The organism is Nostoc sp. CCY 9925, from assembly GCF_963920935.1.
Classification (GTDB): Bacteria; Cyanobacteriota; Cyanobacteriia; order Cyanobacteriales; family Nostocaceae; genus Nostoc.
This window is the reverse complement of sequence record NZ_CAWUDO010000021.1, coordinates 36474-52505: the sequence shown is the minus strand read 5'-3', so window position 1 is coordinate 52505 and position 16032 is coordinate 36474. Positions and strand designations below refer to the sequence as shown.

13 protein-coding genes are annotated in these 16032 nt (G+C 39.9%); 7 read left to right on the top strand and 6 right to left on the bottom strand.

Annotated features, from left to right (window positions below; all coding sequences use genetic code 11):
- Nucleotides 1–541 precede the first annotated feature (541 nt).
- The 6 genes from ACM0OY_RS13840 to ACM0OY_RS13815 all read right to left on the bottom strand — a co-directional run bounded on the left by ACM0OY_RS13840 (nt 542) and on the right by ACM0OY_RS13815 (nt 8600).
- On the bottom strand, nt 542–1666 hold the full coding sequence (locus ACM0OY_RS13840) for a hypothetical protein (RefSeq protein ID WP_414569422.1): 1125 nt from the start codon (nt 1664–1666) through the stop codon (nt 542–544).
- Complete coding sequence (locus tag ACM0OY_RS13835; RefSeq protein WP_414569421.1) at nt 1656–3611, bottom strand: AAA family ATPase; 1956 nt, start codon at nt 3609–3611, stop codon at nt 1656–1658. The genes ACM0OY_RS13840 and ACM0OY_RS13835 overlap by 11 nt, the downstream gene beginning before the upstream one ends.
- Nucleotides 3608–5227: a restriction endonuclease subunit S gene (locus tag ACM0OY_RS13830; protein WP_414569420.1), complete on the bottom strand. Its 1620-nt coding sequence runs from the start codon at nt 5225–5227 to the stop codon at nt 3608–3610. The genes ACM0OY_RS13835 and ACM0OY_RS13830 overlap by 4 nt, the downstream gene beginning before the upstream one ends.
- Nucleotides 5224–7107, bottom strand: a complete 1884-nt coding sequence (locus tag ACM0OY_RS13825; protein ID WP_414569419.1) for an N-6 DNA methylase — start codon at nt 7105–7107, stop codon at nt 5224–5226. Before ACM0OY_RS13825 ends, ACM0OY_RS13830 begins: the two co-directional genes overlap by 4 nt.
- An 83-nt stretch (nt 7108–7190) precedes the next feature.
- Nucleotides 7191–7913, bottom strand: coding sequence for a M48 family metallopeptidase (locus tag ACM0OY_RS13820; protein ID WP_414569418.1), 723 nt, complete (start codon nt 7911–7913; stop codon nt 7191–7193).
- Between the two features lie 69 nt (nt 7914–7982).
- Nucleotides 7983–8600, bottom strand: a complete 618-nt coding sequence (locus tag ACM0OY_RS13815; protein ID WP_414569417.1) for a hypothetical protein — start codon at nt 8598–8600, stop codon at nt 7983–7985.
- 286 nt (nt 8601–8886) lie between these two features.
- Here ACM0OY_RS13815 and ACM0OY_RS13810 point away from each other — a divergent pair, with 286 nt between their 5' ends.
- The 7 genes from ACM0OY_RS13810 (at nt 8887) to ACM0OY_RS13780 (ending at nt 15788) form a co-directional block, all read left to right on the top strand.
- Nucleotides 8887–9054 (top strand): hypothetical protein, encoded by a 168-nt coding sequence (locus ACM0OY_RS13810; RefSeq protein ID WP_414569416.1) that lies wholly within the window; start codon nt 8887–8889, stop codon nt 9052–9054.
- Nucleotides 9055–9296: 242 nt separating this feature from the next.
- Nucleotides 9297–9815 carry a hypothetical protein gene (locus tag ACM0OY_RS13805; protein WP_414569415.1) on the top strand — a complete coding sequence of 173 codons (519 nt, stop codon included), beginning with the start codon at nt 9297–9299 and terminating at the stop codon, nt 9813–9815.
- A gap of 32 nt (nt 9816–9847) precedes the next feature.
- Entirely contained in the window at nt 9848–10933 is a 1086-nt protein-coding gene (locus ACM0OY_RS13800; RefSeq protein ID WP_414569414.1) for a nucleotidyltransferase, read from the top strand.
- Nucleotides 10914–11363, top strand: a complete 450-nt coding sequence (locus ACM0OY_RS13795; RefSeq protein ID WP_414569413.1) for a hypothetical protein — start codon at nt 10914–10916, stop codon at nt 11361–11363. Before ACM0OY_RS13800 ends, ACM0OY_RS13795 begins: the two co-directional genes overlap by 20 nt.
- Before the next feature lie 22 nt (nt 11364–11385).
- Nucleotides 11386–12876 carry an SAVED domain-containing protein gene (locus ACM0OY_RS13790; RefSeq protein WP_414569412.1) on the top strand — a complete coding sequence of 497 codons (1491 nt, stop codon included), beginning with the start codon at nt 11386–11388 and terminating at the stop codon, nt 12874–12876.
- A 270-nt stretch (nt 12877–13146) separates the two neighbouring features.
- Entirely contained in the window at nt 13147–14661 is a 1515-nt protein-coding gene (locus ACM0OY_RS13785; RefSeq protein ID WP_414569411.1) for a type I restriction-modification system subunit M, read from the top strand.
- A complete protein-coding gene (locus ACM0OY_RS13780) occupies nt 14658–15788 on the top strand; it encodes a restriction endonuclease subunit S (RefSeq protein ID WP_414569410.1) in 1131 nt (376 codons plus the stop codon). The genes ACM0OY_RS13785 and ACM0OY_RS13780 overlap by 4 nt, the downstream gene beginning before the upstream one ends.
- The last annotated feature ends 244 nt before the right edge of the window (nt 15789–16032 follow it).

The window sequence follows — 16032 nt, the reverse complement described above, 5'->3', positions numbered from 1 at the left end:
CGAGAGCATGAAAACCATATCGCCCACCACAGGCGATCGCTTGTAAAGTAGGACGACGCAAAAATAAGCATTGCAGGTTTTTAGGGCGGCTACTTTATCGGCTCTTGGCAACTTTTGGTGATCAATAGTAGGCTGGTTTAGGCAGAAGGCAGAGGGCAGAGGGCAGAAGAAAGAAAGAATAAAATTATAGGAAGCCCTGTGGTATAAGGGTTACAGAACTCTACATCACAAGAAAAGTCTTGAGTTGGATCTGGATCTTTGTCACAAGTTCTACGACCACAGGCAAAATCTTAAAACCCTTCTGCCTCCTGTCTTCTGCTTTAAAGCGCGTAACTTTTCATCACCAAAAGCTGACAAGAACTATCTTTTCCTTTAAGTGACATAGACTCTGAAATGTTTATTCTTGCGTTAGGGCGATCGCACTAGAAAAACTTACTGAAAATTACTAGTTGACCAAGAGTAGAAATACAATGCATTACTTGACCAAAAGTTGTAAACTCGAAGTCTAGTAGCATTTTGTGAATAAGTTTTATAAAATTTATTACTTAATAGACTCCATAAGTAATTCAGTTAATTCCTGATTACTCGTTAAGGTATAACGCAAATAGCTGCATTGCATAACATAGTAGTGTTTTTCTCCTAGCTTGGTGAGATTTACTGTAAGCTTATCCTCTAAATCATCCTTCAAATCCTCTAATGTTAATGTAAGTCTTCTCCTTGTTAGTCTTCGTCTGAACTCAATTACATCTTCTACAGTAGACTTGACAACGTAATCTAAATGGTCTAACCATTGTTTTTCCAACTTAAATACTCGATTTAAGCTAGCAACACGACGAGATGGCATACCAGCCTTGTCTTCAATCCTAACTTGTCGTTTGCCGACTTGATCGCGGCTGACTATTACATTAACCTGGCTAATTGCAGAATTAGTGTATGGGTGAAAGGTATTTACTAAAGGTTCTTTACTTGGCTCATCGATAGGATCTCTGTCACCCTTCATACTTCGGTTACAATCAAGGCACAGCGGCACAAGATTCGCATAATGAACTGACAAAAATGGATAAATTGATTTAGGAAGAAAGTGATCCGCATCGCTATAAACTTTATTATCTACCTTCGGAGAACGAGGGCGATCGCAAGCTGGACACACTTCTAGCTTGGAATTAGCACTCCAAAAAGATGAAATAAATTTATCTCGATTAAATTTTTGAGTTTGCCCATGAATAACTGAAGGAAAACCAGATGCTAGAAGATCTGTATAGAATGCTGTAAGTAATGCCTTCACTACCTTTTGAACTGTAAGGCTAAGTTCTCCACGGTACTTAAAGTTAAAATTAGGGTCATTTAAATGTTTATGAAATTGTATGTCATGGTCGAAAGCATCCATGATTTTTGTACTCATCGTAGAGTGGCGTTCTATATATCTAATAAGTTTTTCTAATGCTTTATGCAATTTTGATTGAGCCTTCTTGCCACTTTTACGCTTAGTCCATAACTTGTCCCATAGCCACTCACCAATCTCATCGCCGAACTCTGTTTTAAGTTGGCTCTCTGTAATTGGTAAGGAGGAACTAGAACTACAAGCAAAATTTAACAATTCACGTTGAAATGAAACAATTTTTTCTAGTTGATTAACGCAACCAGGAAATTTGATTTTATGAAACACTAGATTCCCTTTCTCGTAATGCTCTTAAACGACGACGAAACTCAAATTCGTAATATCCGGGGCCAATCTTTTCTTTAAGAACTTCTAAGGTTTCAGTCACGCTGACATCTTCTTTATCTCGTTTTCTTTGGGTATACTTACGAATTGATTTCAAGACTCTAAGTATTTGGTCATTAAGCTGTTCAGAATCATTACCATCATATTGATGAGGTAACTCTTGGACAAATTCTCTAAGTTGCTGAAATTCTCGTAGCTGAAGAATTGTAGTACGCTCACTATCGATTACTGCCCAAACAGTTTGTACATGATCTGGGTGGGCAGCTAGCATCAACACTAGATCCAAGAACTCTGTAGCGCGCTTGCCTACGCTCTCAGGGGCATCAAAAATATCAATCATAATTTCATTGGGTGAAGCTCCGAAGGTGGTTATTCTTGGTTCAATGATGGCGATCGCACCATCAATTTCATTTTTATAGAGCAGAGTTATCTCGGTATCAAAGACATCTGTGAGTGAGATACTGGAGTGAGTGGAGATGATGACTTCACTGTTATTATCTCTTAGGCTGGTATCAATTATATCAACAATTTCACGTTTCCAAACGTCGTTGAAATGAGTTTCTGGCTCATCCAGAATCATTAGGGCATCATTTTCGCCACGCAGCAGTTGAAATAATGCCATCCGTCCCAAAAATACCCGTTCACCGTCACTTAGCCAGTTGTAAAGCAAAACATCTTCGACATTCCGTTTGCAGAAGGTCATCGTTAAGTCTTGGAGCCAGCCTTGTTCTTGCCAGGAGAGCAGTTGCTTAAAGATATCAAAGGGGGTAATCTCATCAATCGCAGTATCGAGTTTGTCGCAGATTGCCCGGATGAGTGCGGCGCAAGTGCTAGTATCGATATCGGTTTGATTTGGCAGGGAGCGACGCAGGTCAAAGACGAGTTTCCGACAATCGCTCGGAACAGGTTCGCGGATGACGGCAGTCGCTATAGGATAGAGACGGGCCAGTGGGCGGCTCTGCTGAGAAAAGTGGGTAGGTTGAAAGAGAATCTGAAAATTGACGCTAATCAACCAAAGCCAGTCAATTTTATTGAACAGTCCCCGCAGCCCAGTCATCGGTTCATGATTTTGGATAGCTTGCTCGATGCGATCGCGGTAAGCTTGTTCTCCTTGTTCGGTGGCCATTTCCTGGAAATCTTTTCGCGCTTGGTGTAGCGCAACAGCAAAGAAGACAAGTTTAAGTGCTTGTGGAAAGACATAATAGCCAATGCTGCTAGTTTGCGCTTCATCACAAGTTAGTTCTGGTTCTAGTAGAGCCTCTAATCCTTCCTGTCCTCGATAAAGTTTTTCTTGACCCAGATCCCAGTTAGGAGGACGTTCTTCCTCAAGGGTAATTTCCTCAAACACGGCATCAGGTAAATTTTCACGTTCGGTCTGCTGATTAGCAAACAAAGTTGCCCAAGTTTCTGTTGCGCCTGAAGTGTAAGCTAACAGAACTTTTGGGAGATAGGGACGAATGTTACTACCGAGTTGATCGCCACGAATAAGGAACGAAATTCCCGAAACCTCGGTTTCAAAATTTTCGATAGGAATCTTTTCTAATGCTTCCCAGTCTTGATCCTCTAAGCGTGGTTCAAATACAGCGAGGATAGCTGTGGATGAAGGGGTATCCTGTGGATAACGGAGATATATAGTTGCAGGGCGTTCTTCTTCGCCAATTTTTTCCAAGTCGTAGGCAAATGTAACCCGAAAGGGTGGTAATCTTTTTCTTTCCAGGCTCAGAAAAATTTCTGTAAGGGTTTGCAGCAGTTGGGTTTTGCCAGTGCCGTTTACACCAACAACAAAGCGAATAGCGCATTTCCGCCCCAGGATTTGTTCCTGGTTAAAGGTAGTTATTAGTTCCTGTAGCGGCGGTGTACCCCAGAGATGTAAATAGCGTAACCTCACACAGCGTCCTTCGTTAACAATGTAACATCACTATATCGACTATCATCATCCTGGTTTAAGTTACGATAAGCCGATTCATAGTTTAATCCATTAGATGTAGGAGTCGGCAAAGTGACAGAGACAATAAGCCCGACAGCAGCTAATAACTGTAAATTCTTTTGACCAATGTTGCGGGGAATGGAATATTTTTCTTCTAAGTGTTCGGGAGTAAAATAGGCAGTTTCTTGAATTACCAATTTATAAATTTTATATTGGCTCTTACTTAAGCTTCGTAACAGTTCATCGCGATCGCGGTACAGTTGCAATCTCTTGGTTTCCCTTGCTCCCTTGTCAGCCAGTTCCTCGACATTCACAGGCTGAGATATCTGAAGTAATTGATCGCGCTTTGCTGCTGCCAATTCTTCTTGATGTTGCTCTCGCCACGTTGCGGTAAGTTCACCTGTAAAAGCTTGGGCAATAAGAGATTGAAAAAGAGATTCAGATTTGTGAGCAAAATTAAATGAACTTTCTTCTATTTGATCGTATTCAATTACTCGCTTAGTAAATTCTTCTTGCTTTGATAGGTCAACATCAGGGATTTGGATTCTTTTCAAAATTTCTAAAGTCAATCCTTCGGTATTAACTCCTCGCGTTTGGTTGAGGATATGGCGTGCCTGTACTGATAGTGCAGCAGCAATAAACTGTGGTTTGACATTTGTAAAGCAAATTAATCCTTTAATGTCTTGCTCAAAACAAAATGGACGAGTAGTAATGCCAATTGGTAATAAGGGAACTAAAATTTTATTTTTAACGGCAATTAACACTGTTCCAGCAGGTACTAAATTTGTAGTACTGTTTTTTATCGCTTCTTCAGTAATATGTTCCTGAGTATCATTTAGGTAACGAGAACCTATATCCTTAAATTTTGCCCAAGGAATGTTTCCCTCGAAATATCTTTGAATCTTGCGATTAGGTGTTCCTCCACCTACAAAGCTAACCAACTTTTCAAGTGAAATAGTTTTCTTCCATTCGTTAGGATTTTGAAACATTTCATAGAAAATTGCAGGTAGGATGTTTTGAGTTTTCTCCTTTGCTTTTCGCCGTAAATGACGAAGTTCATCAGCCTCCCGCAGAATAGCAACAATTCGTCTCTGTTCCGATAATGGTGGTAGAGGAATCGGAAGTTTAGATAGTTCTTTACTGTTTATGTTAGCTTGAGCAACTGATATACTCATCTTATCAATATATTTGCGATAAGACAGTGAACGCATAAAAAAGCCAATATAATCGGGATCAGCTAAATCTTGCTTGATGCGAAATCTAATTAAATAGGATGCAAAAACCCAGGGCTTGTCGGAACTCCGATAAACAAAGCTGCGACCAACACTACCACTACGAGCTATGACAATATCTCCAGGCTCAAGAATATATTTAGCTAAATCCTGTATTTTTTGAGATAAGTACGTTGGATTTGCTAAATTTACAGTGCCATCATCATTGATATTAGAGATTCTCAAATATAAAAATTCTTCACCTTCTTGCTCTGCGGTTGCATTCAAACCATATTGGATTAAAGAAGAAAGTTCACCTAATGTTACTATTATCCAATTAAGTGGTAGTCGACTAAAATCAATCATTTATTAGCCTCAATCATCGAAAGTAAAGAGTCTAATTTAGATTGAATTATATTTTCTAATTCTTGCAATTCAGAGATAATCTCTGCTGGAGGAGCATATTTTTCAGTAGTTAAGGTGAGTGGTTTGTAGTGTTCAGCAGAGAGGCTATGATCGTTTTCATAAAGGTCTTTTTTAGAGGCTGACCAGTTTTTAGGCTCAGTTAATTCTTCAGTTTCCACACCTTCAAAAATATCAACTGTAAAGGTGATAATGGCAAATAAGAGGTGATAGCCGAAACTGAAAAACCAAAGTTTCAGTTTTTCAGAATTATTGAGCTGCTTTTTCTGGATTTGTAGAAGTGATTTGTACCAGAGATAAAATAGAGCCTTAATCTTTTTGATTCTGTCGCCAATTTCGCGCTTTTCTGGTTCCTCAGAGCGGAATATCTCAGCTTCGATGATGGGTCTAGCATAAGAAACTGATCGTCTTTTGGGTTCCATCGTCTGCCATTGCTTCCAGGTTTCCCCGTCTACAAATGCAGGGGCAGATTCTTCAAATTGCAGCCGATATTTCAGTGTTAAATCCCATAGGTCATTTTCCTGCGGTCTGGGAATCCGCCTGTCATCCAACGTTTCCCCATCCTTTGCTACCTCATAAAACCAAACCTCATCGGTTGTACCACCTTTGTTAAACAGCAAAATCGAAGTTTTTACACCTGCATATGGCTTAAACACACCTCCCGGCAACGAAATCACCCCTCTCAAAGTGTTTTCGGCAACCAGCTTTTCTCTTAAGGCTTTGTGTGCTTTGCTTGAGCCAAATAGCACCCCTTCCGGCACAATCACTGCCGCTCTGCCACCAATTGCCAAAAGCTGCAAAATCAATTCTATAAATAGAAGTTCGGTTTTGCTGGTTTTAAAATCCTGAAGGCTTTCACCGATATCTGTTTTATCTAAACTGCCTTTAAATGGTGGGTTAGCCAAAATCACACTAAAATCACCCACTTCACCAGACTGAATCTTTTGATTAAACGCACTGCCGAGCGTATTGGCGTAATTAACATTCGGTTTTTTAATACCGTGCTGAATCAGGTTCATCCAGCCCAGATGCAATATCGTTTTGTCAAAATCGTAACCATAGAGCGCGTTTTCTTGGAGATATTTATACTGTTCAGTAGAGAGATTTTCACCCAGTATCTTGAAGGGTCTGCCTTCGAGTGTATTCATGGGTGTGCCATCTCCCTCAAATACCAGATTTGCTGGATCGGTATGTGTCTTAAGAATGTGCTGATACGCATTTACCAAAAATCCTGCCGTGCCACACGTTGGGTCACAAATGCGATCGTTCCATTGCGGATTCACTAGATCGCACATTACGCGAATGATGTGACGGGGAGTCTGAAACTGTCCATTTTTTCCAGCTACAACAAGTTTACTCAGCAAGTTTTCATAGATGTTGCCCATTGTGTCTTGATTGTGTGAGACAATGAACAATTTATCAATGGTGTCGATCGCCCGCCGCAGTAATGTTGCATTCGGAATTAAAAAGACAGCATCGCTCATCCGTCCGTGACGCTTCTCGCTCGTCTTTTGGTCTGCACTGTCTTCGGAACTTTTAGTTTCAGACCTTTGTGCTTGTGGATCATCTGTATCCAGCGATCGCAGCCACTCAAACACCTCACCCCGAACCCGCTTCAGTAAAGCATCTTCTGAAAGATGCTTAAAATTGCTCCAGCGACACTCCTCTGGAATAACGAGGTCTTTCGGCTTCAAGTCCTCCAACCGCTTCAAAAATACCAAATAGGTAATTTGTTCGATCGCGACTAATGGATTAGAAATCCCACCCGACCAAAAATAATCCCACAGTTGACGAATTTCTCGTTTTAGTTGCGGTGAAAGCACAGAACCTTAATCAAAATCAGCGACTAACTTATAACCTTATAAGGTTACTACCAAGTTGTCATCTGAGCCATATTGCTTAATCTTCATATAACTACAGTGTCACCTTCCCAAGATTCAAGACTACACTTACGCTCTCTCCAATCTGGCATTACAGTACCTAGCGTTTTCCAAAAGGCATCACCGTGATGGCGGTGTAATAAATGGACTAATTCATGAGCAACTACATATTCCAGAACCGCTACAGGAGCCTCAATTAATTGCCAGTTAATGCGGATGATCTTGTCTTGGCCACAACTTCCCCAAACACGCTTTTGCTCAGAAAGTTTAATATCGACTGGCTTGACAGCTAACTTACGTGCATAAACTCTGGCGAAATGCTGAATGTCGTGTAAAACGCGATTGCGTTTCCAAGCAATTAAACCCTGCTCAATCGCATCTTGTTGCTGATCTCTACTCAAGTGCTGTGGTACTTGGATATAAAAGCGGCTTTTGCAAGTAATTATTACCTGTTCTACATCCGCAGGCTCCACCCGCAACATTAAGCGCCGTCCCCGATACATCACTTTTGCCCCACTCACGTAACGCTGCGGAATTTCTGGGGAATGCCTTGGGCGACAATCTTCTACAGCATTAAATAGCCAGCGCCGTTTGCTATCGAGAAAAGCAGTAATTTTTTCTGAGGGAGTATCAGGTGGTGGGACAACTTCTACAGCTTCAGGGGTAACAACGATGCGCTGGTTTTTAGTGCGCTTACTATAGCGCACCGTGTAGGGGATGCTGGTTTGACCGATTTCTAGGATAGGCATAGCAATTAAAGGGAACAAACCGGAGGCTGCTAGCAATTAGACAGACTCAAACCCTTTATTATTAGCATTTTAAGAGCAGCCTTTCTTCCTGATGCAAGAAGAATTTGTTTTTGGGCGAATGCAAGTTTTACCTACCTCGGCTGAAGAATCAGCTAACACCTTTTTGTAAATGCAAAGTAAATTTTCTAAATGATCGCCGCTTAACTTGTTAAAGGGTGCGGGAAATTCTTCTACAGGGATGATACGTCTATTTTTTATATTCAAACCTAGAGCGTGACATCCAGCTTTAACACCTGCATGAAGATAGACTACCTGAATTTCCCCACAACCCAGATAGTTAGCAATACGCATAGCCACATCATAATTGGCTAATTCACCAAAGCCTTTAACTTCCTTCCTGACATCCTGAACAAATTTATAGATACTTGTAAAGTTGTCAAAATTACTAATACACCGAGCATCAAAATAACTTAAGGCAACCTCAGCAGCTAATGGTAGACACTTAGGAATACCATAACGGGATTGATGATCTTCAATTTCTCCCTTTTCATTTCGACTAAGAAAAGCTTTATTGATAGCATTTCTTAAACTGTCAGCTTTTTTATACCAAGAATATTCTTGTTCTACACGAAAATTAAATTCTTTACGATAAGTATCATATATTTCAGTATAGGTAAGGAATGCCATATCTGAGAAGTAATAACTTAATTTCTAGTGTAATGTTTGAGCGTATACTCATCAACCTTACTAGGTATATCTTTCCAATTTTTCAGCTTTAAATTCAACATCAAAGTCCGAACTTTTTGCCGTAGTTCTTTACGTAACTGTTCTTTCAAATGCCAGCCAGGAGGTGCAGTTTCATCACTGGAGTAAAGTTCGTCAATCGCTTGTGCTACTTTCTCTAGGGAATTTGGCTCATTATCAGAGTCAGCACTGTGAGAATCACTTTGGCTGTTATCGCCCTACCTGATGAATGTCAGCAGGTGCAGGCGATCTGCAATCGCATTTCACAGGTGTATTCGAGTGGGCTGGAGGAGTCGGTGCAGAAGTTTTGGAATCGTTGGGGAAGCTAAAACGGCCTTATTTAACGGATTTGGAGGAAAAATTGCTGGGCTTGTTGGAGTTGGCAATGGGAGTTTGATTGGTGTATTTTTGCTACAAACTGAATACAGATATTAAGATGGCTATTGCACCAGTAAATACACTGACTACTGCTCTCAACATCTTTTGGCCACAACAGCATACTTATTTTGCTTACTCAGTAATTTTACTGTATTAATATTGTATTTCTAAAAAACTAAAAAATAATCTCGTAATTATACGATGTTCTTCTCGGAAAAAGCTTGTAATTTTAAAAGAGATATACCAGTAAATTTCTGAGAAATGAACGAAATAAAATGGCAACCACTAGATTTAAAAAATATTCCCACCGTCTCTGGAATGTATGCTTTTAACTATAAAGAACGCTGGCTTTATATTGGTAGTGCTGATAATTTATCAGTAAGACTTGGTAATCATAATTTACCGCTTCAAATTGCTCGTGAACATTTTCCTGGAGCTTCTTTTCTTTGTTACCTTGACGATTCATCACAGAAGTTGAAACATAAGTTACATAAACAACTGAGTGCTGAATGGAATGGAGGTACATCTTTTGAGCCTGTTCAATGGTCGGAAATGTATGCTGCTACTGGATGGCATTGTGTAACAGGATACGAATTTTCAACCATCAAAGAAGAACAAGCATTCTGGCAATCTTTAGCTATGCACCACCCTCAACGATTTGAAGCTTGTTTTAGTGACCATAAAAGAGTTTTAGCTTTAGCACGAAAAGGACATTACCACACTAAGGCTAATAAAGAAAGTTCATATCAAGATGTTAAGGCTGCAATAAATTCATTGTGACGAAGTTTTGGTTATTATAAAAGGAAAATTTTGTGTTCTCACTGGTTACATATTTTACGAAACTGCTTAAGAATATCCGTCCGCCAGAGCATAGAATCAAAGCAGCACAAGAAATTCCCTCAATAGTACGTAAATTCTTGCAGGAGAGCGAATTTCCTACTATTGATCCTCATACTCGTCTGGCAGGTTCTTATCCCCAAAAAATGGGAGCAGGGGATGTCAAGGATGTAGACACATTAGTTCGTGTTCCTGGCGATCCGAAAAGAAATCAACCACAAGCAAAGCGATTAATCTGGGATTTAAAGAAATGTCTAGATGAATTGCCAGCCTATCTTGGCTATGAAGGTTATACAGAAGCGGAAATTGATATTGAACGAGCAAGGCGTTCAATTCATGTCTATTTTAAAAGCCAAGATTTTCATCTAGATTTTGTACCCTGTGTTGCTCCAGATGGATTTGAGAATGTAATTTATGTGCCCGATCGCGGATTCAACAAATGGATTATTTCTCACCCGATTGGCTATATCAATCTGCTCAATAAATTACAAAAAGAACACAGTAATAAAGTTAAACCTCTGGGAATCCTTCTGAAACACTTTCGCAACCAGCAAATGAAAAGCCGAAAACCCAAGAGTTATTGGCTTGGTGCGCTATTAGTATTTCACATTCAAAAAGGCAATCTAGATATGTCTCAACCATTGGCCGTTCTTTTTCATGACTTGCTGGATGCTATATATTCTCAATATCAATGCTTGCTTGGGCGTAATGATGATGCTACTCCAAACATTCCAGACCCAATATTAGGACATAATATTTCTTGGAACTGGAGCCGTAATCATTTTGAGACATTTATGCGGCGAATCAAGGAAGGACGAAATTGGGCAGCGAAAGCTTTGGAAACAGATAATCGAGATGAAGCAATCGCATATTGGCAGAAAATTTTTGGCGAGGAATACTTTCCATCTGAAGTAGAAACAGCAGCTTCCAAGCTTGCTGATGAAGCATATCCTGGCAACTCTTTCGTCAGTCCTAGCGGATTAATTTTGCCAAGTTATCTGGCTTCAGGCTCATCCACTCCTACTCAACTGACTAAATTTCATGGGATTGAGCAAGTTTGACTATTTAAAACTGAAGCCAACAGTGAATTTGGCAATCCAGACCTTGCATATTCAGCGGAGGTTTCCAGGGTTTACCTATAAGCGAGAACGTGGAATCGGAGTCTGGCGAGGAACGCTTCAGCCTTTTCCGCTTTCTCAAAAATACCGAGTAGCAATATACTACAAACTTAATTGTTGCCCTAATGTCAAAGTCATCTCTCCTGCTTTAGCTCCTAAAGCTCCACACCGCTGGGGTGATGGAACACTCTGCCTTTTCTATCCGAAAGAAAGTCCTTGGCGACGAGATATGTTTATCGCAACAACTATTCTTCCTTGGACAGCGTTATGGCTCTATTACTATGAACTCTGGCTTGACACTGGAAAGTGGTTAGGCCCATCATCCCATGCCTCCGACAGTAATCTTAAAGGAGGGCGCGCTAATCCTAGTTAAACCACTAAAAAATTACTAAATTGTGAAAAAACGTACCACTAAAGCTCCTCATTTGACACCCTCTCTTTTAGAACCTCAATCACGAGGTGGAGATATAGCAGAGAGTGGGTTTTCCTTTCAAGATCAAGTCATCCTTGTTCGTATTCCTATATGGTTGGCGCAGGAAGGTTTTACGGCAATGGTCAAGGAAGCAAGTGGTGACGTTGAGTCAAAATTTTTCGTGCCTGGTTTCAGCTTTATCAAAGACTTAATTGAAGTTAAAGATCACATACTTCAACCTACTGAGTTCTGGCATGAAATTAAGCGATTTAAGCAGATAGATATCGGCAGTCCAAAAACCTATCGCCGTTTTACCTTAATTGGAGCAGGTGCATCCAAAGATTTGCATCCACTCCTTAATGGGTTGAAACGAGTCCAGGGATCTCAGGATTTTTATGATGAGCATGATGCTGTCAGAAACAATTCTATTCAGGAATATATTCGATTGGTTGAGGAGAAAGGTGGTACTCAGGAGGAAGCACTCTTCCTCTTAGAAAAAGTGACAGTTGAAACAGATTGGAATACTGCGAAATCTCACGGGGAAGCCATATTTAAGCAGACTTTGATTGACTATTTGGAAGAGTATGGTGATTTATCAGGTAGAATCCTCGATGATATTTACAATAATCTAAGTACGTTTATACGAAAGAGCATAAACCGACCTATCTCTCGTAAAGAATTAGAAACTAAACTCCAAGAAAAGATCCCAATTAACCAAAAACCTCCCCTTCGTTCAATTTCCATTTACACAGCCACTACGCCGGAAGATAACCCACTACATCCAGGATTACGCTTTGATTGGCAATGTTTTTCAGGTGGTGAAATGCGTGTTATGCCGACACCTGAACAGTGGGATAAACTTCTTATCGATCTTCAAAACACAAGAATATGGATTGAAAACTACCGTAACACTAAGCGGATTTTACTTTTAGGTAATCGTCGTTTATCAGCTTGTTTAGCGATCGGTTCTTTTTTCTCTGCTGTTCGAGGTTATGTCATTGAAATGGATTACCGTGGAGAAAACTGGGCAACTGATTCTCATCCAAACACTGAAACTCCTCCATATCCTTTAACTTCTAACTTAATAGAAGGAGAAGGTAAAAGCCTTGTCGTCAGTATTAGTATTCATTGTAATAATCTTATAGATGTACAGCATAATTTAGCAAAATTTGGATTATCAGATGCACCACTGTTGGAAATTCAAGGAGAACAACCGATTACTTCAGTAGATCAAGCAAATTGGATAATTGGTAATCTTAAAAGACAGCTTGTTTGGCACTTGCAATCTACAAATTGTCAAGAAATTCACCTTTTTCTTACAAGTCCTGCTTACCTTGCATTGTTTCTAGGACATCGATTAGATGCAACTGCGCCGATCATTTGCTATGGATGGGGTGAAAATCGTCAGTATTATCAGACTTGCCGATTATTTGCAAACATAACTGATTTATCAAATACCAAAATTATTACTTAGTAGTTTCCTAGTTGTTTTGGATATAAATGTATGTGTCAAAATCATTCATGAAAAACCTAACAAAAAGTAAAGAAGTGAGCGCAACTCGACTGAAAGATGCAAATTTCCGTAAATTTTACTATTAAAATTCGCAACATTAAACCATAGTACAAGCTAACCCTGCTGAAACCATTGCATTAAAGCATCTCTAGTGTAGGATATATTAACACATTTAGTTTTTGCTACTGCACGGCTGTGGTGACACAGGTGCTTGCCCTTGGAGTTAAACGGATGATCACAGGTGAGATGAGATCAAAGGTTGACCGCCTTTGGACAACTTTCTGGAATAACGGTATCAGCAATCCCCTTTCAGTAATTGAGCAAATCTCTTACCTGCTGTTCATCAAACGCTTAGATGACCTGGAGTTAGCCCAAGAGAAAAAAGCAAACAGGCTGAATAAACCCATTACTAACCCGATTTTCTCTCCCGAAAAGCAGCGTTGTCGTTGGTCTTACTTCAAAAACCTGACTGATTCTGAGGAAATGCTGCGGATTGTGCGGGATGAAGCATTTCCATTCATTAAGACTTTGAGACAAACCAAGGAAGACAGTGCTTATGTCCGCCACATGAAAGATGCTGTTTTCCTAATTGCTAACCCTGCACTGTTAGCAAATGTGGTAGGGCAGATTGATGAACTGTTAGAAGTTCTACGTAAGCAGGCTGAAGTATCTAAGGATGAGTCCTATGTGGATCTCATGGGTGATTTGTATGAGTATATGCTGTCGAAAATTGCCCAGGCAGGTACTAATGGGCAGTTTCGCACACCTCGGCACATCATTAAAATGATGGTTGAGTTGATGGCTCCAGGGCCAAGAGAAATTATCTGCGATCCAGCTTGTGGTACTGGTGGCTTCCTGGTAGCATCTGCTGGATACCTTCGTGATTTGAAGGATAGCGATGGCAACCTAATTTTGAATGCGCCAGGAAACCGCGACCATTTCAATAAAGAAATGTTTCACGGTTTTGACTTTGACGGGACAATGTTACGAATTGGCAGCATGAACTTGATGCTGCACGGTATTGAAGATCCCAAAATTGAAGCACGAGATTCGCTCTCAGAAGACCATGCTGGGATTACCGAAGCGTTTACACTGATTCTGGCAAATCCGCCGTTTAAGGGGTCGATAGAAAAATCGACGATCGCTAAAGATTTAAGTAAAGTTATTTCCACAACTAAAACTGAACTGCTGTTTATTGCCCTGTTTCTGCGACTGCTGAAAATCGGCGGACGGGCGGCGGTGATTGTGCCTGATGGGGTGTTGTTTAGTTCTTCTACTGCACACAAGAAAATTCGAGAGATTTTGGTAGAGGAACATAAACTGGATGGTGTTATTTCTATGCCGTCAGGGGTTTTTAAGCCTTATGCTGGTGTGTCTACAGCAGTTTTGATTTTTACTAAAACTGGGGTTGGCGGAACTGATTACGTTTGGTTTTATGACATGGAGGCTGATGGTCTATCTCTAGATGATAAGCGTCAGCCTGTGGAAGAGAACGACATCCCTGATTTATTGCAGAGATGGAAAGTGCAAAATACTGAAACGGATACAGACCGTACAGAAAAAGCCTTTTTTGTACCCAAGGATGAGATTAAAACTAATGGTTATGACCTTTCAATTAATCGGTACAAAGAAATTGAGTATCAGGAAGTAAAGTATGAGCCTCCCAAGGTTATTTTGCAGAAGCTACGAAATTTAGAAGATGAGATTCGGGCGGATTTGGATGCTTTGGAGGGGTTGTTGGGATGACATCAATACCTTTTGGTTGGTCACTTAAACCTTTAGGGGAAGTTGCGACATTACAGCGTGGATTTGATTTGCCAGTTAATCAACGTAATCCTGGAAATATACCTGTACTTGCTGCAAATGGACAATTAGGGACTCACAATATAGCAAAAGTAAAAGGCCCAGGAGTGGTTACAGGACGCAGTGGTACATTAGGGGAAGTCCATTTTGTAGAAGATGATTACTGGCCCTTAAATACTGCTCTTTGGGTAAAAGATTTTCACGGTAATGATCCAAAGTGGATTGCAAGACTACTTAAGTGGATGAAGTTAGAAACCTACACTAGGGGAACTGGTGTGCCAACTTTAAATCGTAACCTAATCCATGTTGTACCTGTTTTAGTTCCTCCCCTAGAAGAACAACGCCGCATTGCTGCGATTCTTGACAAAGCTGATGCTGTTCGCCGGAAGCGCAAAGAAGCGATCGCACTTACAGAAGAATTACTGCGGTCGGCTTTCTTGGATATGTTTGGCGATCCTGTGAGAAATTCAAAGAATTGGGATGTTGTTTCACTCGGACATATATCAAGAGTTCAAGGTGGGTTGCAAGTTACCACCAAGCGAAACATTAATCCTATAGAAGTTCCTTATTTACGAGTTGCCAATGTTTACCGAGACAAACTTGTTTTAGATGAAGTCAAATTAATTCGAGTAACTCAACAAGAATTAGAACGTGCAATCCTAAATATAGGAGATTTATTGATTGTAGAAGGGCATGGTAATAGAGAAGAAATAGGACGTTCATCAGTCTGGGACGATTCTATTCCAAATTGTACTCACCAAAATCATTTAATCCGCGTTAGGCTGGATTTAAAAAAAGCAGAACCAGTATACATTAGTGCATTTCTAAATTCTCAAGGTGGCCGTTCTCAATTAACTCAATTTGGTAAAACTACATCTGGGCTAAATACAATTAGCACTTCAAATGTTAAGTCCACAAAAGTATTGCTCCCGCCACTTTTATTGCAAAAAGAATATGTAAAGTTAAAAAAGAATATTACAGATTCTAAGGAATATAATTATAAATATTGCCAGTATAGTAACAGCCTCTTCAATTCTTTACTGCAAAGAGCATTTAAAGGAGAACTCTAAGCCGAGAGAAGAAAAGAATTTAATAACAGTACTTATAAAAGAGAGATTTAAATTTAAAAAATAACTTGGTTATTTAAATAATTTTTACTATAAAAACTATTATTTTAAAGCTTATTAATCCCACAGTCCGATAACTATTTACACACAAAATTGAGTGTAACCAGAAGGAGCCAAGCTAGAGAATCAAAACATGAAATACTTAAATAAATTTATGTGACAGTCTCGCATTATAGGTATAAATTGA